This window comes from Candidatus Poribacteria bacterium (genome assembly GCA_009839745.1).
Taxonomy (GTDB): domain Bacteria; phylum Poribacteria; class WGA-4E; order WGA-4E; family WGA-3G; genus WGA-3G.
The window spans coordinates 1-23,941 of sequence record VXPE01000120.1 but is presented as its reverse complement, the minus strand read 5'-3'; the positions used below and the strand labels follow the sequence as shown (position 1 = coordinate 23,941).

Sequence of the window (23,941 nt, the reverse complement as noted above, 5' to 3'; positions counted from 1 at the left end):
ACCGCACTGTCTATGAAACCGAAGCCCACGCCTTTAGGCGTTGGGTGCTATCACCGAAGATTGACCCGGCCGCCGCCTCAGGTCCTTCCAATCGCTCCTGCATGCCATCAATCTGCAGAGACAAAGTAGTAGTTGAGTAAACTAGGACTTCAGGATATGCCGAACCGCAAACAGAAGCGGCCAAATTGGAAACGACTTCGCAATTCTCGCAAGTTGATTAAACAACTTGAGCGCAAAGGCTGGTACTTGCATAACAGTAAAGGCGACCACCATCACTTCAAACATAATACCGAACCAGGAAAAGTGACCGTCCCACATCCAAAGAAGGACATAGCGATAAGTACATTACGGCGTATCTACCGACAGGCGGGTTGGGACTGGAACTAAAGGAACCGATTAACGCATCTATGGGGAGATGCGCAATCTGGAAATAGGTGAATTAGGTGGATGGAGAGGTATTTTATGCATAAACAGTATCCCATTGTTATTGACAAAGATCCAGACAGCGATTACGGTGTGACCGTCCCAGATTTACCTGGATGCTACACTTTCGGCGACACCATCGCGGATGTCCTAACGCAAGCCGTGGAAGCGGTTGAATGTCATCTTGAAGGCATGTTGCTCGATGGCGACCCGATCCCCGAACCCAAAGACATCGCATATCACGAAACAAATCCAGAATATGTCGATGGGGTCTGGAAAACGATAACTATAAAATTCCCTGAACTTCGGCATTATTCCATTGTGATTCACAAAGATCCAGACAGTGCCTATGGCGTAACTGTTCCAGATATGCCGGGCTGTTTTACTGCCGGAGACACGCTTGAAGATGCCTTGAAGCAAGCCAGAGAAGCCATTGAATTTCACATGGAATGTTTGTTGCTTGATGGATATCCGATCCCTGCATCCAAAGACATCGCTTTCCATCAAGATAACCCAAACTACGCCGATGGACAATGGGAATCCGTAACCGTAATTCTTCCAACAGACGTGTCTAAAATTCAGGTGGATCAACCCGGCCCAATTCAACGACTTTTCCGGTGGTTCAACCAAACGACACAAGTTGTTAGATAGATACGCTGGAAAAATTAACCACTATAGGGAAGGCGGCGGCAAGCATGACCGGGAGGGCGAAGGTGAACACGACTAAGGGAGTTTCGATTTACATCTCTCTATTTGTATTGATATGGCTATTCGGGTTCGCAACGCACGCTTATGCAGAGAAGCCCCCCGAAAATATCCTTAACAACGGTGATTTCGACCTCAATCTTGAAGGGTGGCACCACTGGACACACGCCGATGCCGCTGCTCTCTTTCAAATTGAAGGCGCGAAACCCCACTCCGTTGAACCCGCCAATAAGTTGGCGACCACATGGGCAACCCTCAAAGATTTGTAACCGCTCTGGGCAATGCCAGACCCTCCAATAATTTCCTAAAACTAAATGATCCTACCCTTATTCAGGGTTTTCCTTGCATATGAGCCCAAAACAGTGTTATAGTATATGTGGGTGTCAAATGAAGAAGGTAAGCAGTGTTCTGTTCCTACCAGATGAGATACATTGCACGTCATGGGTTTACAAACCCAGGGGATGAATTGATGAAACTTGATTTATGCTTTACGCTCTTCTGCGCGGCAGTCATTGCTTTCGCGTTCGCGTCTACAGAAGTAGCACACGCCCAATCCATTGAAGATGGACTGGGAGGGCATTGGACCTTTGATAAAAGCGATACCGATGCCAAGATCGCCAAAGATGCTCTCGGTGAAAACGATGGGGAGATTAAGGGTGCCCCGAAAATTGTAGAAGGCATTGTCGGAGACGCACTTAGATTCAACGGTAAAGAAGATTATGTCGTCATGGGAGCCGCCACCACAGGGCAGGATCTTACCTACGCAATGTGGATTAAACCGACAGCCCTACCCGAGGGTCCTAAAGTTATTATCTGGGACGATGATCCACAGGGCGGTGGCGATTCGTGGTTGGAACTCTTAGCAGATGGCACGATACAAACCCAAAGAGGTGGCGATGGATTCGGTGTCTTCAAAACTGAGACTGCCGTCGAAGCGGACGAATGGACGCACGTCACGTTTGTTGCTGCGGGTGAGGACGAGAAAAAATTTCTCTATATCAACGGTGAACTCGATGCCGAGGCGGACGGAAAGATAAACAGTCGCGATACACGTAGCCATGTTGTTGTCGCTGTCGGACACGACCGGAACGCCTTTATCAAACCCTTCTATTTTGACGGCGATATTGACGATGTCGCTGTCTATCACCGTGCATTAGATGACAAAGAAGTCATGGACAATTATCAAATCGCCTTTGATGTTGAACCTACGGGGAAACTTGCACTCACGTGGGGAGCTATCAAAGCACATTAAGTTTTTTGAATCGGCGGCTGAGTGGATTGCATCCAATCTTGGTCGCCTTCACAACAATCAGGCGCAACACGATGTCAAAATTATACACTGAGATTCCCGAGAAACTACAGCAATTTATCAGTGAACAAAAAATCTTTTTTGTCGCAACCGCGACAGCCGATAGCAGAATCAATCTGTCCCCGAAAGGCATGGATTCGTTACGGGTCTTGGGTCCAAACCGCGTCGCTTGGTTAAATGTAACGGGGAGCGGGAATGAAACCGCCGCGCACGTTCAAGAAAACCCGCGAATGACGCTCATGTTTACCGCCTTTCAGGATAATCCGATGATCCTCCGACTCTACGGCACTGCGAAGGCGATACACAAAGACGATGCCGAATGGCAAATGCTCTTCCCGTTATTCACGCCGCTCCCCGGGGCAAGGCAGATCTTTGACCTCAACATTGACCTCGTGCAAACCTCGTGTGGAATGGCTGTTCCGGTTTATGATTATGTCGGTGAGCGGGAGCAACTGAACGCCTGGGCAGCGAAAAAGGGCGAAGACGGCGTAAAAGCATATTGGAAAGAGACCAATCACACCAGCCTTGATGGAAAACCAACTCGTTTCGCTTGAGCAGTTGTTGATGTTCAGTTATCAGTTAAACTTCTCTTGTTAACCGAAAACTGACAACTGATAACTATTAAAAAATGAAATTATTACTTATCCTCGTTACCCTCTGTATAGCATTCTTACCTGTCACACACGCGCTTCCACCGGATTCCGAACTCCAAAGCGCGATCCAAACCGCTCAACAGTTCACCACTCTCAAACCGAGATATACCGCAAGCGAAATAACCGAGTGTGTAACCGATAGTTTTGTCACCATCGCCAAGAATTGGCAAAACTTGCCCTCTGTGCATCGGCAGAAGTTGAAAGGTCTTTTCCTTCGACCCGGACTCCCCGGTAGTTTCTTCGGTGAAATAGAACTACCAGAGCGGTTCGACACACCGCACTTTAAACTCCATTACACGCGTATCGGTCGGCATGCCCCGCCGCTTGAGGATTTCCACCCGCGCAATGGCGTGCCTGATTATATTGATCTCTGTGCCGATGCAATGGAACGGGCATATCACGTCCAAATCGACCTGATGGGCTTCAAAATCCCTTACAGCGACTTTTGGGCAGCACAAAACGGCGGCGATCATAAATATGATGTCTACCTCTTTACCTTTCCCGCACTCGGTATCGCGACCGCAGACTGGTTTGAAGGACGCGTTTTATCCACCGCCCTAACCGTCGCGCCCTATTTCATGATTAACTCCCGTATCTACGATTACGTCGGCAAAGCCGAAGGGATCCGTTATCTTGAGACAACCTGCACCCATGAATTCATGCACGGTGTCCAGTTCGGATATAACGCCTACATGCCGACATGGTTCATGGAAGCGTCCGCAACTTGGATAGAAGTCATGACTTACGATGGCGGCGTTATTGACGATGGCGATACGCTCCCCGATCCCGATGAACCCAACGAAACCAATTCCTATAACTACTATATCCATCAACTCCGCCGCTGGTTTCTCACCCCCGATATTTCTCTTGATAGCCGCATCGGCGACCACGAATACGGCTCGGTTATCTGGACGTTGTATATGGCAGAGCGGTTCGGATACGACATCGTCCGCCAATTTTACCGGAACACCACCGATGGCAGTTATCGCGAGATGGGCAATTTCTACGAGGTTTTTACGAATAACGGCACCACGCTTGCTGAGGCGTTTAAGACCTTCACGGTATGGAACTATTTCACGCATACCCGTGCGAACACAGCCACTGGAATGTCGGGCTATAGAAACGCACACCGCTTTCCACCGATCGCTATTCACCCCAACGATGTCCATGCCAGTTACCCAGTTCGCACCGATTTCAATTCGGAATCAATGCCGGAGCATTTCTCAGCACGTTATATCGTTTTCCATCCCACAGGCATTATGCCGGAATTCGCAGTCAAAATTGATGGCGCGGATCTCGCGCCGATCAGTCTTCAACACCTCGCACCGGATGATCGGGAGAACATCCAAGATGAACTGCAGCGGCACGCAGGAACCGGTTTGCGTGGATGGGCTGCCAAACTCATCGTCAAGAAACGGAATGGGACCACTGAAATCAGGGAGGCGTTTACCTATCACCGTTCCCAAGAAGCACAGATGACCTTCAAAAATTTCGGCGGAGATATTCAGGAGATTGCGCTCATCTTAATTAATATGCACCCCGATGTCGAGCGCGTCGTAATTCCAGGAGGGAGTTTTGGCGGCTCTGTCAGTTATATGGCGGGCGCCCCACCGGTAGGAGTGCTTTCAAATGCACAGGTCGTTCAAGGTTCTAACGGACCCCTTGTGACGTGGACTGTTGACGATCCGTCGGGAATTCGAGAAATCGCAATCGTGCGAAAACGCCATATCTTACAGAATGAAACGGATGTCCCGTTGCCTTTTCAGAATCCTGATGAAGTGCTCACCGCTGCCGACCGCGATGGCAATGGTATTCCCGAAGACGATATAGCCATCGTTGGCCGTGTTGATGTTACACAAACGCGGTTCGCGGACCCCACCGTCTTTGAGGGAATTGATGTCAACAGCGAGTTCTTTGATCCGAACAACCTCCATTACTACTATGCCGTTGTGCCTGTAGACGCGATGGGACTTATGGGAACACCGAGCATCGTTCCAGAGAGTATCACACCGAGTGTGGATACCGTGAGCGGAGCACCTGCCTTCTTCATTCGGACGCAGCCTCACGGGACAGGCGAGTGGAATGTCGAAGTCCAAAGCACGTCCCCGTTACAGGCTGCACCGCACCTCACAGTGGAGGGTCCGAATAGAAATGAATACACCGTCTTTTTGACACAAGCAACCGAGACGAGATGGTTTGGAACGCTCCGCACGAACGGATTTCCCACAACCGGTATCTATCTCTATAAGATTCGTGGGCAAACCGCTGCTGGTGTAACAGGCACTCGGATCTGGCAAGGAAGGACCTTCAATTATGTCGCAAACAGTCAGAACCGAAATGTCATCGTCGCACCGAACCCGCTTTACACGGGGCAAGGTAAACATCTCACCTTCTATCCGAAGGGATTAACCATTGAAATCTACGATGCTTTGGGAAACTTAATCAAAGTGCTGGAGAGTGCCTCCGAATGGGATTGCACGAACGCACGCGGCGAAATGGTCTGCACCGGATTATACTTCTTCCGGGCAACCGATGGAAACGGGTTCCAGAGTACCGGCAAATTCTGTCTGGTGAAGTGATGAAAAGTTGTCAGTTATCAGTTATCAGTCGTCAGTGGAATAGTGGTCAGCAGTCAATGGTCAGTGGTCAGCAAGAGTACTTGGTGACCTTCAAGCGATACAGCCATACCACATACCGAAAGCTGATAACCGCTTTGCTGATGGCTATTCTTCTGTTTCTTGTGAGTTGCGGAGATGAAGGACTGATTGATCCGCACGGCGAAACGACGCTTCCACCCCCTGAAACAAGAGGATTCCAAGCTATCGATCTTCCAACGGCTCCGGGTTCCGCATGGACATACCTCAACGTTGACACCAATCAGGAATTCACCATGCGCGTCGAAGGCACACGCGATATAAGTGGCACAACGCATCGACAACTCACCATCAGTGAACTGACCACCGGGGAACCCGACCAATTCAGCGTTGAGGCTGTTGACCACTTAGCGGCGAACGCGTATTATTTGCGAATAGAAACCGAATTTTTTGACGGGTTCTCGTTCCCAATTTTTGCGACCTACTTTTCTAAAACCCATCAAGCGTTGACGGAATCCGCGTTTGACATGTACCTGCCAGATTTTGATAATCCAGGTTTTCTGAGCATATCTCACCGAAAGCATTTTCCGCCGCGCCGTCTCTGGGATTTTCCATTGGAAGTCGGGAAAGAGTGGACGGTTTTTGAGAAAACCGCTGGAATACCCGTCACGGTCACGCGCTATGTGGTGAGCGACAATGAGCGGGTTACCGTTCCTGCCGGTAGTTACACGACGTATGTCGTTCACGAAGAGGTCGTTTACGGAGATAGTCCGGAGCCCTCGGTGTTCTTAATTAGTCCACCCGCAATTTATTGGATCGCACCCTCCGTTGGGGTTGTCCAGTATCGTTACAGTCGTTATCGTGCCGTTGATGAACCGTTGTCACAAACTTTCGCGTTAAAGAGCTCGCATCTGCCAGCACCGAATGTGGATTAGGTTTCCAAAAAATGAATAGCCCTCGTGTAGGAGCGGGGTTACCCCACCCGTCAGCAATCAGCAATCAGCAGTCAGTAGAAGGGATATCTGGTGAATCCAAAGCCTTTTTGCTGCAGGTTTCCGATAGCCGAAAACTGAGAACCGACAACTCTTTAGCACATCGGAACATCCCGATTACCATCATCGGTGGTGGGATACACGGTGTGTCTATCGCAATCCGGCTGCTCCGTGATATGCCCGCAGCAGCGAAACACCTCGCGGTTGTCGATCGGCATCCACACCCCCTCACCCAATGGCGGTCTAAAACCGAACGCCAAGGCATGACGTTTCTCCGCTCCCCCGCTGTTCATCACATTACGCCCGATGCGCTCGGTATCGTTGAATACGCCGAACGGCACAACCGAACGAATGCGTTGGCACCGCCTTATTCCCAACCCTCCACACAACTCTTTTGGGATTTCTGCAAAAGCGCGCTTGCTGAACTCAGAGAACATCGGGTATATTATCAGTCCGATGTGGCGAAATTGCGGTGGGACAAAGGGGCAGGTAGATTTCCGTTCCGACTCATCTCGACAAACAGTGAAGGATTTCGGAGCGGTTGTGTTGTCCTCGCCATTGGGAGCGACGACTGCGTTTACGTTCCACCTGAGTTTGTCCAGTGGCAACGCCGATACCCCGATCAGATTTTACACGCCTCCCAATTTTCGGTGGATTGTGAGGATAAGCGAGACGATAAGGGAAACCGAATCGTTATCGTTGGGGGTGGATTGACAGCAGGGACACTCGCAAAAAGCCTCGGCGAACGCGGGCATAACGTAGCACTGATTGCTCGGAAGGGATTAAAGACGGAGCAGTTCGATTTTCCGCCGGTGTGGTTGGGTCCCAAAGCACTCGCTGAATTTGCAAGTGAGATAGATTTTCAGCGGCGTTATGAGACAATTCAACAGAACAGAGGCGAAGGAAGCATCACGCCCGATATTATGGCGGCTTTGCTGAATACCTCAAAGGTTGACATCTATCCTGAAACCCGTATCCATAACATCACTACCGAAAAGGAAGGTCCGTCTACTCGAAGGCTGCGGGTTGAAACCACGTGTAGTGTTATGACGGATGTGTCCCGTGTTATCCTTGCCACAGGGTATAGATTTGATCTGCGTCGTTACGGATTTTTAACGGAATTACTTGCGCAGCACCACATCCCGCTTGTCTGCGGACTCCCGCAACTTGATACCGATTTGCAACTCCATCCGATTGAGAACCTCTTCGGATCTGGCACCATCGCGCAACTTCAAATCGGTCCGGCTTCAGGCAACATCGCTGGCGCGAACCTTGCTTATGAACGCCTCCGAGAAAAAATTTCCGCCCTTCTGTAGGAGGGATTTCCGAATCCCGACTTCTAACCGCTTTGACTGACCGCAAGGTAAATTAAAAAATTACCGCGTCAAGGCATAGGCAACCACGTTCATCCCCTGTTCAAATGCCCACTCCCGCTGCTCCTCACCACCCGGTTCACACGGTCTACCTTCCCATGCGCAATTCAGATCGCTCGGAGAGAAATAGGCAATTACACGGTCGTCGTCCATGATTGCTTCATCATAGTCGCAGACGTCAGGGATACGTTTATCACCGCCGAGGTACTCGTCGTGCTTGTAGAGGGTGTGGTAAATCGGATGACTCATTTCCAGTCGTTCAAAATTCTTTTCCGGATAGACCTGTCGCATCATGTCATAGATATGCGGACGCAAGCCGCCGCGGTAGTTGTTCAACCGTGCATCGCAATCTTCGACGTGGAGGAAACCACCCCGTTCAAAATATTCCCGCAACTTGCGGACCTGTTGCGGAGAAAGCCGAATCCCGACATGTCCTGTCATATAGAGGAACGGATAGGCAAATAAGCCTTCATCATCAAGGTCAACATATTGCGGATGCTCACGCACCTCCACATTGATTGTTGTATTGGCGGCGAGGACCTTCGCAAATTGCAAATCCGATTGCCAGTAATAGTAATTGACAATATTCGTATACCAATCGCCACCGGGGTACTTGAGTCGAACAAACGTAAACTTTTCACCCGTTGGATTCATCTCAGGATAGTGATGTTCAATCCTCCCGTATCGTCCGTAGTGATAATCTCCTGCTGCGTCATAAGGGAGATATTCTCGGAACCGCCACTGGGCATCTGCTGGCAAAATCAACGTATCGGCGGCGAGTGCAGCGGCAGCAAGTCCAACGGAACCTTTGAAAAAGGAACGTCGCGACAGTCTTTTGGTTTCCGGTTTCAATGCTGCACTGGATATAAGTTCCCGGTGTTTCTTACCAAGATCCGATTTCTTCCGAGGTTCGAGGTGTCTGTTGTTGCTTGACATGACCTTTCCTCCTGTTCCAATTTCTATCGTAGCCAGATGTGTCTTTTTTTACTGACAACGGTCTATTGTGCTGACCCTGCTTTCAACCTATTATAATTTAAAAGCGGGAAAAAATCAAGATTGCATCTGAAATAGCGCGTCCCTGTTGTCTCGGCATCGGACGTATCCGACGATTCCCGCGGGCAGTCTTCGCGTTCTGCTCTACTCGCGCTTTTTTCTTTACTTGTGTCTTTTCCCCCTCCGATGTATCACGCGAGGTATCAGACGCAGCCGCTTTCTGTTTAACACTCACGACTTCATCTCGGATAACTAACATCGATGAATTGCCGCCGTCAAGATTCAGCGCATCCGTCGCACCCCATTCCAGAAACAGTTCCGCAAGCCGTGTCAACATGACCCCGCGTCGAACGCCTGCCTCTGCTGCCGTTATCGTCACAAAAAGGAGGGTGCCGTCTGCCTTTTTACCGACGGCTGTCCGTGGATGCCAGAAACTGTGAAATGCCCGATCAAAACCTTCTCGCTCGTATGCCTGTGTGGAACACGCGGTCCCGTTCTGCAGCAGTAACGGACCCCCGCCAACAATATGCACGAAACTTGCCCATACATTACTGTCCCCGACGCGCTCAGGGATGATTGTCTCACGAATTTGAACGCTATCACCTTCAGCGATATGTGATAAAAGTTCACCCCGTTTCTTACCGCTTGCAGATAAAACGTAACCGTCCGCCGGAATCCACAAACTCCCCTGTCCCTCGTGGACACCGACCACTTCCCCATTTCTCACAACGGCTTCTACGCCATCGGGCATCGTCAAGGTCACGATGTGGAAATGTGGACGGTAAAGGACCAATTCGTTTCTGCCGCGGTTCCGATTCATACCGTCAATGGGCAATGTCTCTCCGCTCGGTAGAACAAGCTCCTGTCGCAGCGCAATCCTGTCGATGTAAGCCTCGATTTTCCCGTCAACCCTTCGGAACCCGATCACCGCTCTGCCCTGTTCCGGTTCACTGACCCATTCACCGTCAATCTTCAATGCCCCGACGGACTCACCACGGAACGTCCCTACCATCTCAAAGAAGCCGCCGTTTATCGCAGCGAGTGCCTTGTGTCGCCGTGCAAGCGACACCAATGTTTCCGTCCCGATCCCCGCACTCAACGCTCGGTATGGACGGATGTCCACAGCCTCTGGCGATACCGCAAGGATGTTCGTTAACATACCCTTGTCTTGTATCTGTCGATGCACAATTCCCCGCGCAACCGATGTTGTTACATCCGTCCGCTCACGATCCGTAAAGGAGCGGAAGTAATCGGTTATTTTGTTGACGGCTCCCGTCTGTCCGAGTCGAATCCCGATACTGAAGATCAGCAAAAAACCGATTATTGTCCACGTGCGTGGGTAGCGTCTGATAAAACGGAAGCACCGCCGTCCTAAATACGTAATATCAAACATCTTTTTAATTTTTCCTTGCGGTTCGGTGAGGTGGGATCTGGGATTTGGCGCTCATTTCCGTAGAGCTACGAGGAAACACCCAAGCAAAAACGCCTCCACTACGTTACGGACTATGCCCTTATGGAAAATTAGCTTAAGACAGCAGCCTGCAACAACGGCGCAGGCGGATTTAGGGGACGCACCCGATAGTTCTAACGCCCGTTATTTAACCGCAAGGTAAGTTTAAAATCCGTTCCTCCCATTCGTCACAGGTTGCGTGTGTGCGCCGCACCGAGGCACCGATGTAATTCGTCGGATCGCTCAGTGCTTCGCGCTGCGGTTCCGTCAACTTATCAAGGAAGGGACGAAACGTTTCATCTTCCCACAACAACCGCGTCAAACTCTTTCCAGTCTCATGCACCTGTCCGATCAACTTCCGAGTATGGTCATAAGCATCGGGAAACCCGTAATACGCCATCAGTAAATAGATGGGTTCCGCGATCGTGTCCTCCGCACTCAGTGCGAGGTTGCGCTGCATGTTATCCGCTTTCACGTCCATTTCGTCCAACGCACGCCGGAGTCGATAGATCGCGTAATCGAACGCCGTGAACAGTTCCGTCACAAAACGGCTTGATGCCGAATTCGTCAGATCGCGTTGATGTTCCAAGATACTGTCCATAAAGACGGTCTGCATACGCGGCACGAACGCCTTCCACAAACTTTTGATGTTCTCATACGTCTCTGGATTCACTTTATGCGGCATCGTCGAGGAGCCGACCAACTGCGGATTGTATTTCCTACCCACCTCAGCGATTTCGGTCCGATAGAGGTGCCGCATATCGTCTGCGAAGTTCGCAAGCACTGTGTATGCCGCCGTAATCTGATACGCCAGATCAGAGATGAATTCTGGCTCCACACACTGCGTTGACGTATGTGTATCGGACGGTTTCAAACCGAGCAGTGTGAGAAAATCCGCCTCAATCTGCTCTGGATGTTCGTGAATCAGCGTGAGTCCGTTGAATGCCCCGACCGCCCCTGAAAATTGACCTCGAAGGTTTTGTCCGGCTCTGTGAATCTCTTCGATTCGGGTACCGAGACGACTCACATAAAGCGCCAAGGCATAACCGAACGTCGTCGGCTCCGCGTGTTGACCGTGTGTCCTACCGATTTGTACCGTCTCTGCGTGCTCACGCGCCAGACCAATCAATTGCTGTTCCAGCGCAACCAAGTCAGGAATGATGACGTTTTCCGTGAGTGCTTTGAACCGCAAAGCAGTAGCCGTATCCAGAATGTCCGCAGAAGTCGCGAACAGATGGACATACGGGCGCGCTTCGGGACTAATGTTCCGCCGAATCACATTGACGAGTGAACGGATATTGTGTCGAATACGCGACTGTTCCTCGTAGACCTCTTCCGCCGTTACCCTATCTACAGCTGCCTCTACTTCATCAGCGATCTCAGCGGAACACACCCCATAATTTGCCAGAGTGCGCACCAATGCCGCCTCCACCTTCGCCTGATATGTAACATATCCTGCCTCAGAAACATACGGTAGCAACCGTTTCATAAAAGTATCATCACCGCCATAGTATCTAAAATCCAGCGGACTGACGGCTTCAAAAAGTTCCATAAAATATATTCTCCATCAGAGCAGAGAGAACCCCACCCCTTCGTGTTTATTTCTTTATAGTAAAGTCGAAAAATAAGTTGACTTCTGTAGCACAAACTGTGAGTTTGTGCATCTTTCGCACGCAGACGAACAGTCTACGTTACAATAGAAATGTTCATGTAATTATGGGCTTTACTATATTATACATGCGATTTAGCGGAATGTAAAGCGTTGTTTTCCCATAGCAGAGATCCTCAAATCCCGATTTTTCACCTAAGATGGACAGAAAACCAAGTTTGTAGTAGGGAAACCATTCATTGCCCGTCTCTCAAGTCTATAAATATCCGACACCTTTCTCCGCTGGCACAGTCTTCCCAATCTTGTTCCCACACAGCTTGCCTTCTATGCTGGCGAAATTTCCCAACCTCGCCCTTTCTTATGTCCATAGAAAGTCAGCCCTGTAAGGGCGGCATGTTTATAGCATCATATTTTCTGTTTCTCTTTAGCCCCGTAAGGAATGAATCGGTAATTTACCAGACGCTTTCGCAGTATCAGAAAGATGGTTACCACGCCGCGCTCCAGATAGCGGACACATGGAATGGCGCGCTTATCTGTGACGGTGTCGGTAGCGGTAAAACTTATAGGCGATACTTCGTTCTTTCTGAAGGGTATCCGGAATGTCGTGGAAGCACAAGGTGGAACTGCCAAAATTGCCAAGCAAACTGGCATCGCCCCAGAAGCCCTCTCAAAATTCCTATGCAGCCAAGATCCACTGCAACTTGGCACCCTTAGTGCTATTCTCAAGGCACTCGGATGGAGGCTCTCGATTCAACCGCTAACGATAGAGGATCATAGTGCTGACATCCCAGACACAGAATTAACAACCGCAGACGAAACCCTGCAGACAGGTTCAGAGCAAACGGCTGAATCACATCCAGCCTGATTTGGAAATTGACCTTTGCAGTAGACCTTTTAACGCTTTGACGACAAGCGGAGCTGTTCGTAGGAGCGAGGTCGCCTCGCCCGTTTCCTGCGATTCATCGCACGTCGTGTAGCTCAAGATTATCCAATTTATTTGTTAATCCTCATGCGGAGCGCTATGTCTATAATAGGTGGCAACTTGCGTTAATTAATTGAAACACTTTGCTAACGAGATTCAAAACCTCGCGAGCAACACACAATGGGCGAAGCACAACAATGAACGCTTTTGAATGTGAACATACTGTGGGGAAAACCGAGTGCCCGACATAACACCAGACGACATTCACAATATTGACAACTTTGACACCCTCTTAGACTTTTTACGCGAGAAACTCGGTTGGCACATTCCGGAAGACGTTGAACTTGAAGACATTGCTTTCCCTTGGTCCCCCGAAGACCTTGACCTCGATGAACCGACCGAAGAATTGGTCGTTGACTGCCAGCAGCTCCCACCGTTCCCAACCAACCAATTGGAATTTGATTTTTCGGACAGCACACAACCCTGGGGAATCTTTTTCCTCCAGTTCGACAGCGAATCGGTCTATCGTACCGCGCTCCGCCGTGTCCTCCGCGGTCTTGTAGAAAGGCACGATCGAGACGCAAGCCTCCCCGCGTGGAGACACGACCATCTCCTCTTTATCTGCACCACAACCGACTTTCAACGTTTCGCTTTTGCACACTTCGCCGCCACTACCCAAAACTGGCGACGTGCCGTGCTATCCATCTTCTCTTGGGAACAGGGAGATACCCACATCCGCACGCTCTGTGAATGTAATCTCCCCGCACTTGCTTTTCCGAGTGGTGGTTTTTCAACAGATCAGCTATGGCTTCAAGAGTGGCAAAAGGCGTTTGATGTAGAAACCGTTACCGATAAATTCTTTGCTGACTACCAACGCGTCTTTACACAAGTGGAGAACGCTGTCGAAGGTATTCCTGAAGGTGAGACGGAAAAACGACGGCTCTATACCCAACGCCTCTTCAACCGGTTGATGTTCCTCCGTTTCATTGAAAAGAAGGGATGGCTCACCTACAACGGCGACCGCGATTACCTACGCGCACTTTTTGATGCCACAGAAGCTTCCCAAACCGATGAAAGTTTCCTCAACGACCGGCTCTTTTGGGCATTCTTTCGCGGTCTTGGTAATGTAACGAATTTACTTGAGGAATCCGCTGAGATGATCGAACGCCGCGGAGAAGTCCCGTTTCTCAACGACGGACTCTTTGAGATGCAGGAATATGATGCCCGCAATGATGTCCATATTCCCAACGACAAATTTGCTGAAATCCTAAAACTCTTTGAGCGATACAACTTCACAGTAACCGAATCCACGCCACTGGACATTGAGGTAGCAGTCGATCCGGAGATGCTCGGGAAGGTGTTTGAAGAGCTCGTGACCGGTAGGCATGACACCGGGAGCTACTACACACCGCGTCCCGTCGTCTCCTTCATGTGCCGAGAGAGTCTGAAAATCTGCCTTCAAAATAAAACTGATGAGACACCGGAAACGCTCTAGTAGTGCATCAACTTTGAGTTTGTAATAAAGTTGTTGACTTTTTTGGATGTTCGATGATATATTCTTGCTATGATTTGCATCCCATCTCCGAGAGGTCTACGATGAGAAAACAAACATATAAAGTTGAGCTGACGTCTGAAGAGCGTCAGACTTTAGAAACGTTAGTTCGCAAGGGAGCGCATTCTGCACTGAAACTCATGCGTGCCCACATCTTGCTGAAGGCGGATCGCAACGGTCCCGGTTGGACGGATGCGAAAATCTCCGAGGCGTTTGGGTGCCATGAGCAAACCGCCCACAATGTTCGTAAACGTTTTGCCACTGGCGAGAGACTCGCTGCCTTGGAGCGGAAACCCCAAAGTCGCCCGTCTCACCCGCCAAAACTTGACGGTTCAGGCGAGGCACGGTTGATCGCCTTGGCGTGTAGCGATCCGCCAAAAGGGTTTGCACGCTGGACGTTACAACTCCTTGCCGATGAGCTCGTTGGACTTGAAATCGTTGAGAGTCTCTCTATTGAAACCGTCCGACAGACGCTAAAAAAAACGAACTACGCCCGCACCGGAGGCAGTATTGGGTGATCCCTCCTGATGAAGATGCCGACTTCGTTGTCGCAATGGAGCAGGTCTTAGAGGTATATCAACGCCCTGAAGACCCGAAGCGTCCCGTTGTCGCCATGGATGAACGCCCTGTGGTGTTGCACCAACACCTCCGGGCTCCTGTGTCTGGCAAACCCGGACGCATCGCACGCATAGATTCCGAATATAAACGCCGAGGCACGGACCTCTGCTTTCATGTTTACCGCGCCTTTTCAAGGCTGGCGACGCGTCTCGATCCGAGAGCGCCACACCGCTGTCGATTCGGCAGCGGAGGTTAGACACCTCTTAGATGAAGTTTATCCCGATGCCGTGCGGGTGACATTGGTCTGTGATAATCTCAATACGCATAAAATCGCCTCTCTCTACAAAGCGTTTGAGGCTCAGGAGGCACAGCGATTGTCTTCACGGTTAGAGATCGTCCACACCCCAAAACATGGGAGTTGGTTGAACATCGCAGAGATTGAACTCAGTGTTCTCTCAAGGCAATGTCTGAACCGTCGGATCCCTGACGTAGAGACACTTCGAGCAGAAGTCGAGGCGTGGCAGGTGTATCGCAATCAGACGGCGAACCGCGTCGATTGGCGATTTACAACCAAAGACGCACGCATCAAACTCAAAAGACTATATCCAAAAACTCAACATTGAACGACTACTAGTGGTTTTGTTATGTGAGAGGGATAACTACGGGTTTCATTGTTATACCCTTCACATGCTGCTATCCTGAAGGCTATTACAGTTTCAAAGTCTTGAGGTTTGTCCTCTATGGATGTTATCCTTACGAAAAAGGAGTAGCTGGAAAAAGATCGACCGCCTCTCAATTTGTAATCAGGAATCACATCGCTAATAATTTCGCATTGGTATCTGAATTTCATATTTATGGCTTATGGGAATGGTGGTATTGAACGTTTTGACGAACCGCCGCCTATCCCTCCCGTCGGAAATCCTGAAAAATGGAAACCCAAAAGACTGATAGATGAGAACCCTACACCGTCAGTTGACAACAGTGTGGATGGCTTCGCAAATATCCTGAATGAAATCCAAAGTTCCTGTCACATCCGCAGAAGAAATAGGCCAACGATTTAGATATCCTGATATACTCGGATCTAAATCTGCTTCGTGGACGATTTGATTTCGCCGGTTAACTATAGCACGAAGCCGATTCTTCACGTCTTGATCAGTTAGGTTAAGTTCCGAGGCAACGGATCTCCACAATTCACATGATGAAAAAAGTCGAACCGCGTTAGCTATATTGTCGGGGTGCTGAAAAGCCTGGTGACCATGCTTCTGTCGAATTTCTATATCAAGCCATTCGTTTTCACTTGATCTGGAAATTCCCTTTATGGCACCACCCATAGTTACCTGAAAGCGCAAAAAAGCGTCTGTCTGTGAACGTGTGCCATCGTAAACTTCTAACATCCCAACTCGCGTAATTTCGTGGATGTAGTGGTCAAGGGCACTGACAATCATAACAATCTGTGCGCGTAAAAGATCCGTCAAATCTACAGCAGGGGTTGTCAATTGACCGAATGCGTCATGCAATCCACCGAGCGATTGCACCCGTGTAATGTTTTCGTGAAATTGTTCAATAGGGCTAAGCATCTTCGGTAAGCGTGAGTATTCGGTCCGCGCCTTCAGAAAATAAAACTCGAAACATGTGCATAGATTTCCTCATGGTTTCAAGCACAACCCCTTCTTTTCCAAGTTGGTTATCGGTCAAATTAAAAACTGGGGCTTTGTGTTCTTGGGAGAGGGCAATCAGTGTGTTGAAGTCTGACAACTGGAGAAGTGGTTGGCTTGCTGTATCTTCAAAGAAAAGATCCAACTGAATTGTATCTGATCCAATTCGATTTGCCTGCCAATACAATTCATCCGGCAGGAGCATATCGTTTTCACGTAACATAGGTAGGAGTTTGGTTCGAACACCCTTCTTTATCTCTTCGATCCACCGTTGGAAGGCGGCGGCAGGAACGCCCTTCTTAATTCGGAAGTTCTGAATAATAGTACCCAGAAATTTGGGGTGTTTGTCAGGGAAAGGATAAATCGCTTCTTGAAGGATAGACAACTTTTTACCTTGCCGCGCCCACGCTGCCCATTTCGGTAAAATTGAAGCGAGACTCTCCGTTGCCATCGCCGAGAAGTAGTCAGGAAACATAGGAACAATGAAATAGTCGCTCGTTGTCAACAAGTTTTGGTTAATCGGGCCCAAACTTGGGCTCATGTCTATCAGGATAAAATCCGCATTATATCTTTCAGCAGTTTTGGAGAAAAGATAGTGTAAAGATCCCGGCAAATTCTGGAGCGTTACCAGTGAACCAGACAGTTCCTGCGCAATGCCCAAAGTGACTTCGTATTCCGCAAGACCGATATGCCCTGGTAACAGGTGCATATTCGATTGACCCTTGATTGGAGCACAGTTCACGGGTTCAATGAGAGCAGGACGCGATTCAAAAGCAGGGGCAAGCCCATCTCGGATATTCGTTACCGCATCTGAGCCATACATTGCGGCAAAATCCTCAGCATTCTTGAAGCCAAGCACCATACCAGTGAGATTACACTGCGGGTCACAGTCAACAATAATCACCTTCTTTCCTTTCTCGGCCAACATCCAACCGAGATTGAAGGTCATTGTTGTCTTACCGACACCACCTTTGTGGTTGAAAAGTGCAATCTGTTTTGCCATGTTTATATCCCCTCGTTAATCCTTCCTGGACATTTTTACATAATCGACGATAAAAATTGATACGCTTCTTTTCCAGAGACGGCATAACAATAAATCAAGTGAGCGTTTTATTTATTATACCCTATAATCTATCAATTTTCAATCGAAAAATCGCTGGAGCACTATACACATGTCGTTCCGAGAAAACGGAAAAGTGGTGCGGATCCGGTTCATTTCGTATTTTCCGCGATTCAGACAACAAACACCTACAGTCCTCTATGAAATTCCCATGCGGGAATTAGACTGATTAAGGGTGCCCATCAAGATGTGAGAGCCGAAGTGTGAGGATTTGAAAATTCGTCTTGATACATTGTGCTTTACGTGCTATAATACTTTTATCTGGCAACTTGGAACTTTACGTACCTTAATCCGCGATTCAGACGATACACACATCACATCAGAAAGAACATGAGAAAAATGTTACACTTTCCGCCAAATTATTTTTTTTCACAATGGAGAGACCGAAAAAAAACGCCCATCAACCCTTACGACCACTACGTTTTCTGCGGATCGTCCTTACCTACCAAATGTTACACTGGTATAACATTTTAACGGGGAATTCACCAATATGTTATACTTATTTCAACAAAAAACCTTTTCATCATAACCCCAAAACCACGAAATTCCCAAAATGGCTCTAAACCCATACCGGGACTGGGTTCTCAGAGGGTCGAATCGAGTCCCAATTTTAAACTTTCATAGTAAACGCCAAAAGATGCGATGTCCTCCAAATGGTGCTCATCCCATACCACACCTATGTTTTGAAAGGGTTACAAAGCCCCTTTTTCAGACGTTTACTATGAAATACTATGAAATTTTCATATCTCTAACGTGAACTCGAAAATAAATCTGTAGGTCGGGTAGAGCGGTAAATAGTCCCAGAAACCCGTCCTTTGGACGCATATCCCCTTTTCAAGGAACCCGCTTGTAGGTCAATAGCGGTAGCGAAACCCGACATCCCACTTTTATCGAACTCGTGTTATCTCTATAGTCTTCAATAGTTAACCGAAGAGTAGCCCTGCTGGTAGCACGGCAGACAGGATCACCCCCCGCTACGCTATCCCGCCAAGATTTTTAATAACAGGAGCCTACGCTTCGCATCTCGCAGATGTTGGCGGGCTACAGAATTTTTCCGATCTAACCGAAGTGCTTTTGTATAAGCGGCAATTGCTTCTTGAAAGTATTGCGCTGCCTCAACAAAATCTTCCGCCTCTGTCTTCGTTATAGCCATCTGGAAGTTTATGCCACCCAGATTCACATACGCCAATACATACTCAGGGTCAAGCGCAATCGCTGTATGGATGTCATCGAGTGCCCCCTGTGCATCTTCAAGATGGACTTTCGCAGATGCCCGATTGTTATAGGCGAAGATATGTGCAGGATTAATCCTGAGCATTTTATCGAAGTCCCTGAGTGCACCCCTCATATCACCAATACGGGTTTTCACGATGCCCCGTCTGGAATAGATTTCAACCAAATCCGGGTTAAGTTTCAAGGCAGCGTTATAGTTTTTTATTGCACCGCTATTGTCATAGAGTTCCGCCTTGTCGGTTGCTCGTGCTTCTAAAGCATAGGCATGGACCCGTGAATGCTTCTGAAACCGATCCAAAGGTATGACTTCTCCGGAATGCGCAAGCAATTCCTTAAGCACGTTTGAAGATATGGCAGTCGCAATCGTTACAGAATCGCCGCCCGATACAGACCCTGTACCATAAGCAGCCACACCCACAACTTCGCTCTCGCTGTTTAGAAGAGGAGCCCCACCGTTCCCAGACGAGAACCCGGTTTTTATTTGCATCCATTTGTCATCTTTGTATCTGCTCTCAAGAGTGCCAGCGGTCCCCTTATATCTGAAGTCGTCTTGATACCCTAATGTATAAACTTTCTCGCCTATCTGAACGTTATCACTGTTTTCGAGGGGAAGGGGAGCACCCGTCTCGGCAACTTTTAGAAGCACAAGGTTATTTTTTGCATCAAATGCCGTAACACCTTCAATATTGAGCACTGTTCCCTCGGTAATCTGACCTTCAGCGCCTTCATAGATCAACTGAATTGCTTTATTGGCGACTGCCTTTGTAAAACGTTCTCCAGGGATGGCAACGACTGCAATAGCACCAGCAAGGACTTCAAGAGTCGTCACAATTTTGTCGGATTCTACAAAAAATCCCGTCCCAGTTTCAATGTATACAACCACTCCGGTGTGTTCTCTCCGAAATTTAAGCGATTGTTCATCAAACCGTCCTGTGAGAAAGAAAACCGTAGATTTTCTACCCTTCTCGGCAATCTGTTTTAAGAGTGCATCTTTTTTCCTTTTCATAGTTCTCCCTTCCTGTTGCTTATCGCATTGGTACGTATGGTTTATGTCTAACTCACGTCAATTATAATCAAGATTTAAAATTCTGTGAATAAAAAAACATTTGACAATCCCGCATAAATATAGTATTATAATCATAGTAGGGGTGAGGTCGCCTCGCCCATCTTATCTACAACATCACACATCGTTCAAACGAAACACGGACAGAAAAATGCTTACGACAGCGACGTTGCAATATAAGGAGCTTGTGCGCTATAATGCCCTACACCAAGACAACCTTCAGGCTGTCTCGGGTTCGCGCGCCATATCCATTATTATTATTGCTATTCGTCGTGCTGTGGTGGGCTAATCACGCGCAGAAAAGAAGTTTTTATTACAACGCCCATCACTGAAGCAGACGATTTCAGTGAGGGTGTTTTCTTTTTTAACGAGGTAGCAGATCAGAACCTTTAGCTTTTCTGTAGGAGAGAACTCCGATTCCCGACTTCTAAATCATTCTAATAAAACAGGTCCAGGAGGCGAATAGTAAAAAAATGTTTGAAGAGGTATCCTCCCAATTCACGTTTGCTGAAAGGGAAAAACATATCTTGGAATTCTGGCGTGAAAACGACATCTTTCAGAAAAGTATGGAGATGTCCAAAGACGCGCCGCCGTTTGTTTTTCTCGAAGGACCCCCGTTTGCGAATGCACCGCCCGGCGTGCATCACGTCCTCGCACGTATCATGAAAGATGCCGTCTGCCGTTACAAGACGATGACGGGGCATTACGTCCACCGCAAAGCCGGTTGGGACACACACGGACTTCCCGTTGAATATCAGGTCGAAAAGCAACTCAATATTACAAACAAAGCCGAACTCGAGGCTTACGGCGTTCAGAACTTCATCGAAAAATGTAAGGAGAACGTCTTCCAATACGAGCAGGATTGGCGACAGATGACAGAACGTATCGGATATTGGGTTGATCTGGATGATGCTTACATCACGCTGTCGAACGATTACATTGAAAGCGTTTGGTGGGTCCTCCGGCAAGCCTGGGATAAGGAACTCCTGTATCAAGGGCACAAGGTCCAACCGTATTGCTATCGGTGCGGCACAACCTTAGCGAGCCACGAAGTCGCGCAGGGTTACCAAGAAGTCTCCGACCCGTCTATCTTCGTTCGCTTCCCGCTGAAAAACAGAGAGAATACCTACCTACTCGTCTGGACGACGACCCCATGGACGCTGCCCTCTAACGTCGCTGTCGCTGTCGGTGAAGATTACGATTACGTTTCCGTTGAAGAAGCCGACGGACGGCATCTCATTCTCGCAAAAGAGTGTATACCCAGTTTATTCGGAGAAGATCCCCCGAAAATCGTCGAAAACTATAAAGGCAGTGACCTCCAAGACTGGGACTACGAACCCTTGTTCGATGGCGGACAGCATCCGGAAAGATCCCACTACATCGTCCCCGGTGATTTCGTGACGACGACAGAAGGGAGTGGCTTGGTCCATATCGCTCCCGCTTTTGGACAGGATGACTACGAAATCGGACAGAAATACGGGCTGCCGCTCGTGCAATTGGTCGGTCCCGACGGCAGGTTTGTCCCAGAAGTTACAGATGCGTGGGTGGGTGAATACGTCAAAGACGCCGATCCGAAGATCATCGAAAACTTGGACGGACGTGGACTGTTATTTAAGGCTGCCGAGTATACGCACCAATATCCGTTCTGTTGGCGGTGTGATAACCCCTTGCTCTACTATGCCCGTGAATCGTGGTTCATCAAGACGACCGCCATCCGGGATCAGATGCATCAGCACAATCAGCAAATCAACTGGTATCCAGAGCATATCAAAGACGGACGTTTCGGCAACTGGCTGGAAAACAATATCGACTGGGGATTGAGTCGTGAACGCTATTGGGGCACTCCCTTGCCAGTCTGGGTGTGTGACGACTGCGGACATACGCACTGTGTCGGCAGTATCGCCGAATTGCAGGAACTCGGGACGGATGTGCCAGATGATATTGAACTCCACCGTCCTTATGTAGACGACGTTGCCCTCGCCTGTGAGAAATGCGGCGGCACGATGTATCGCGTCCAAGATGTCATTGATTGCTGGTTCGACTCGGGTTGTGCGCATACTGCACAGTGGCACTATCCTTTTGAGAACAAGGAGATGCTGGAACAGGCGTATCCGGCGGATTTCATCTCCGAAGCCATCGATCAGACCCGTGGATGGTTCTACAGTCTTTTAGCGACGGGGACACTCCTCTACGACAAACCCGCCTACAAAAACTGCCTCTGTCTTGAGTTAATTATGGGACCCGACGGCCAAAAGATGAGCAAGAGTCGAGGCAACACAGTGGATCCGTGGACAATTCTGAACGGACAAGGTGCCGATGCAATGCGCTGGTATATGTTCACCGCAACCACACCGTGGACACCCCGCGCTTTCAAACCGGAGGGCATTGATGAAGCAATGAAGAAGTTCATGGGAACGCTCCAGAACGTCTATAGTTTCTTCGTCATGTATGCCAACCTTGAGCAGATCGATGTCTTACAAGATGCGCCGCCTGTTACAGAACGCGCCACGATAGACAGGTGGATCTTGTCTCGTCTCCACACCCTCACTGACAGCGTGCGCGACGAGATGGAAAATTATCATCTCACGAATGCACCGCGCGCCATTGAGGCGTTTGTGGACGACCTCAGCAACTGGTATGTCCGCCGCTCCCGCGACCGCTTCTGGGGCGCGGAAGCCGGACCTGACAAGCATGCTGCCTACGCCACGCTTTATGAGGTCCTCAGAACCGTTGCGAAACTCGCCGCCCCCTTCGTTCCGTTTTTGGCGGATGAACTCTATCGTAACTTGGTATGTTCGTTGGATACTAAGGCACCCCTCAGTGTGCATCTCGCGAAATATCCGGTTGCGGATGCCGCACTCAAAGATGCCCAGTTAGAAGCCGATATGGATTTCACACGCGAAGTCATCAGCATGGGGCATGCAGCGCGCAACCGTTCCGGCATTAAGACGCGCCAACCCTTGGCGGAGATTACCCTCGGTGGGCTTTCCGATGCGGAGAAAGCGACTGTGAAGCGTTTGGCAGACCTCATCCACGATGAACTCAACGTCAAAGCGATCGACTTCACAGAGAGCTTGGACGCTTTCGCGCAGGTGACACTCAAACCCAACTTCAAGGTACTGGGACCCAAATACGGTAAGGGTGTGCAAGCCATCGCCAAAGCATTCGCCACCGCAGACGCAGTCGCCTTGAAAGCGGCGTTGGAAGCCGCCGGCAGTTTACAGGTTGAAGCGTCAGGAGAAACTTACACCCTTGAGCCGTCCGAAGTTGATGTGCAGACCCAGAATCGGGAGGGTTTCTTTGTGGAAGCGGACGCGAAGAAATTCGTCGCATTGTCAACGGAATTGACGCACGAGTTAACACTGGAAGGCCTGGCGCGCGAGTTCGTCAATAAGATCCAGAATATGCGCAAGGATGCTGATTTTAACGTCTCCGATCGGATTAAACTCAGTCTCAGTGGGACGTCTCCACTTCTGGATGAGGCGTTTCAGGCACATCGAGACTATATCCTCCGCGAGACCCTTACGACAGCAGTCGTAGATACACCGGGTGAAAACGCTTTCACCCTTGCCCAAAAACTGAACGGCGAACCCGCAACCTTGAGCGTTGAGCAGGTTTAGTCCGTCCTTTCTCCATTGGCGAGGTTTCCGAACCTCGCCCTACCAACAACTGAAACTAATACCATTAGGACTTACGCAATAATGTTTGACATAACCTCATAGAAGGGGTAATATGTT

At 49.2% G+C, this 23,941-nt stretch carries 16 protein-coding genes and 1 pseudogene; 10 read left to right on the top strand and 7 right to left on the bottom strand.

Annotated elements, in window-relative coordinates; all coding sequences use genetic code 11:
- The first annotated feature begins 156 nt into the window (after window positions 1-156).
- The 5 genes from F4X88_18960 to F4X88_18940 all read left to right on the top strand — a co-directional run bounded on the left by F4X88_18960 (window position 157) and on the right by F4X88_18940 (window position 2,991).
- Window positions 157-387 carry a type II toxin-antitoxin system HicA family toxin gene (locus tag F4X88_18960; GenBank protein MYA58369.1) on the top strand — a complete coding sequence of 77 codons (231 nt, stop codon included), beginning with the start codon at window positions 157-159 and terminating at the stop codon, window positions 385-387.
- 228 nt (window positions 388-615) lie between these two features.
- Window positions 616-1,074 carry a hypothetical protein gene (locus F4X88_18955; GenBank protein ID MYA58368.1) on the top strand — a complete coding sequence of 153 codons (459 nt, stop codon included), beginning with the start codon at window positions 616-618 and terminating at the stop codon, window positions 1,072-1,074.
- 62 nt (window positions 1,075-1,136) lie between these two features.
- Complete coding sequence (locus F4X88_18950) at window positions 1,137-1,397, top strand: hypothetical protein (GenBank protein MYA58367.1); 261 nt, start codon at window positions 1,137-1,139, stop codon at window positions 1,395-1,397.
- A 152-nt stretch (window positions 1,398-1,549) separates the two neighbouring features.
- Window positions 1,550-2,380, top strand: a complete 831-nt coding sequence (locus F4X88_18945; GenBank protein ID MYA58366.1) for a LamG domain-containing protein — start codon at window positions 1,550-1,552, stop codon at window positions 2,378-2,380.
- Window positions 2,381-2,451: 71 nt separating this feature from the next.
- Window positions 2,452-2,991, top strand: a complete 540-nt coding sequence (locus F4X88_18940; GenBank protein MYA58365.1) for a pyridoxamine 5'-phosphate oxidase family protein — start codon at window positions 2,452-2,454, stop codon at window positions 2,989-2,991.
- 2,609 nt (window positions 2,992-5,600) lie between these two features.
- On the opposite strand, the gene F4X88_18935 is transcribed toward F4X88_18940, so the two are convergent.
- Window positions 5,601-5,690, bottom strand: coding sequence for a DUF723 domain-containing protein (locus tag F4X88_18935; GenBank protein ID MYA58364.1), 90 nt, complete (start codon window positions 5,688-5,690; stop codon window positions 5,601-5,603).
- A gap of 940 nt (window positions 5,691-6,630) precedes the next feature.
- Between F4X88_18935 and F4X88_18930 the strand changes: the two genes are divergently transcribed.
- Window positions 6,631-7,992 (top strand): lysine N(6)-hydroxylase/L-ornithine N(5)-oxygenase family protein, encoded by a 1,362-nt coding sequence (locus F4X88_18930; protein MYA58363.1) that lies wholly within the window; start codon window positions 6,631-6,633, stop codon window positions 7,990-7,992.
- A 60-nt stretch (window positions 7,993-8,052) separates the two neighbouring features.
- Here F4X88_18930 and F4X88_18925 read toward each other — a convergent pair whose 3' ends face one another.
- From F4X88_18925 to F4X88_18915, 3 genes are all read right to left on the bottom strand, one after another.
- On the bottom strand, window positions 8,053-8,985 hold the full coding sequence (locus tag F4X88_18925) for a DUF4159 domain-containing protein (GenBank protein MYA58362.1): 933 nt from the start codon (window positions 8,983-8,985) through the stop codon (window positions 8,053-8,055).
- A gap of 97 nt (window positions 8,986-9,082) precedes the next feature.
- Complete coding sequence (locus tag F4X88_18920) at window positions 9,083-10,435, bottom strand: phosphodiester glycosidase family protein (protein ID MYA58361.1); 1,353 nt, start codon at window positions 10,433-10,435, stop codon at window positions 9,083-9,085.
- 205 nt (window positions 10,436-10,640) lie between these two features.
- Complete coding sequence (locus tag F4X88_18915) at window positions 10,641-12,044, bottom strand: adenylosuccinate lyase (GenBank protein MYA58360.1); 1,404 nt, start codon at window positions 12,042-12,044, stop codon at window positions 10,641-10,643.
- A gap of 577 nt (window positions 12,045-12,621) precedes the next feature.
- On the opposite strand from F4X88_18915, the gene F4X88_18910 reads away from it, so the two are divergent.
- The 3 genes and pseudogenes from F4X88_18910 (at window position 12,622) to F4X88_18900 (ending at window position 15,756) form a co-directional block, all read left to right on the top strand.
- Window positions 12,622-12,966, top strand: a complete 345-nt coding sequence (locus F4X88_18910; protein ID MYA58359.1) for a hypothetical protein — start codon at window positions 12,622-12,624, stop codon at window positions 12,964-12,966.
- Window positions 12,967-13,261: 295 nt separating this feature from the next.
- Window positions 13,262-14,518, top strand: coding sequence for a hypothetical protein (locus F4X88_18905; protein ID MYA58358.1), 1,257 nt, complete (start codon window positions 13,262-13,264; stop codon window positions 14,516-14,518).
- A gap of 101 nt (window positions 14,519-14,619) precedes the next feature.
- Window positions 14,620-15,756, top strand: a pseudogene (locus F4X88_18900) (IS630 family transposase).
- 345 nt (window positions 15,757-16,101) lie between these two features.
- On the opposite strand, the gene F4X88_18895 reads toward F4X88_18900, so the two are convergent.
- The 3 genes from F4X88_18895 to F4X88_18885 form a co-directional block, all read right to left on the bottom strand.
- The gene (locus F4X88_18895; protein MYA58357.1) at window positions 16,102-16,710 is read right to left on the bottom strand and encodes a hypothetical protein; all 609 of its coding nucleotides are present in this window, start codon (window positions 16,708-16,710) and stop codon (window positions 16,102-16,104) included.
- Window positions 16,703-17,791 (bottom strand): AAA family ATPase, encoded by a 1,089-nt coding sequence (locus tag F4X88_18890; protein MYA58356.1) that lies wholly within the window; start codon window positions 17,789-17,791, stop codon window positions 16,703-16,705. The genes F4X88_18895 and F4X88_18890 overlap by 8 nt, the downstream gene beginning before the upstream one ends.
- Before the next feature lie 1,096 nt (window positions 17,792-18,887).
- The gene (locus F4X88_18885) at window positions 18,888-20,147 is read right to left on the bottom strand and encodes a tetratricopeptide repeat protein (GenBank protein MYA58355.1); all 1,260 of its coding nucleotides are present in this window, start codon (window positions 20,145-20,147) and stop codon (window positions 18,888-18,890) included.
- Between the two features lie 530 nt (window positions 20,148-20,677).
- On the opposite strand from F4X88_18885, the gene F4X88_18880 reads away from it, so the two are divergent.
- Window positions 20,678-23,824 (top strand): isoleucine--tRNA ligase, encoded by a 3,147-nt coding sequence (locus F4X88_18880; protein MYA58354.1) that lies wholly within the window; start codon window positions 20,678-20,680, stop codon window positions 23,822-23,824.
- The last annotated feature ends 117 nt before the right edge of the window (window positions 23,825-23,941 follow it).

Excerpts from the sequence above, each read along its gene's own strand:
- F4X88_18945 (MYA58366.1), top strand. The coding sequence starts at position 1,550 with ATGAGATACATTGCACGTCATGGGTTTACAAACCCAGGGGATGAATTG.
- F4X88_18955 (MYA58368.1), top strand. The coding sequence starts at position 616 with ATGTTGCTCGATGGCGACCCGATCCCCGAACCCAAAGACATCGCATAT.
- F4X88_18915 (MYA58360.1), bottom strand. The coding sequence starts at position 12,044 with ATGGAACTTTTTGAAGCCGTCAGTCCGCTGGATTTTAGATACTATGGC.
- F4X88_18925 (MYA58362.1), bottom strand. The coding sequence starts at position 8,985 with ATGTCAAGCAACAACAGACACCTCGAACCTCGGAAGAAATCGGATCTT.
- F4X88_18930 (MYA58363.1), top strand. The coding sequence starts at position 6,631 with ATGAATAGCCCTCGTGTAGGAGCGGGGTTACCCCACCCGTCAGCAATC.
- F4X88_18890 (MYA58356.1), bottom strand. The coding sequence starts at position 17,791 with ATGGCAAAACAGATTGCACTTTTCAACCACAAAGGTGGTGTCGGTAAG.
- F4X88_18885 (MYA58355.1), bottom strand. The coding sequence starts at position 20,147 with ATGAAAAGGAAAAAAGATGCACTCTTAAAACAGATTGCCGAGAAGGGT.
- F4X88_18910 (MYA58359.1), top strand. The coding sequence starts at position 12,622 with ATGGCGCGCTTATCTGTGACGGTGTCGGTAGCGGTAAAACTTATAGGC.
- F4X88_18940 (MYA58365.1), top strand. The coding sequence starts at position 2,452 with ATGTCAAAATTATACACTGAGATTCCCGAGAAACTACAGCAATTTATC.
- F4X88_18895 (MYA58357.1), bottom strand. The coding sequence starts at position 16,710 with ATGCTTAGCCCTATTGAACAATTTCACGAAAACATTACACGGGTGCAA.
- F4X88_18880 (MYA58354.1), top strand. The coding sequence starts at position 20,678 with ATGTTTGAAGAGGTATCCTCCCAATTCACGTTTGCTGAAAGGGAAAAA.
- F4X88_18960 (MYA58369.1), top strand. The coding sequence starts at position 157 with ATGCCGAACCGCAAACAGAAGCGGCCAAATTGGAAACGACTTCGCAAT.
- F4X88_18920 (MYA58361.1), bottom strand. The coding sequence starts at position 10,435 with ATGTTTGATATTACGTATTTAGGACGGCGGTGCTTCCGTTTTATCAGA.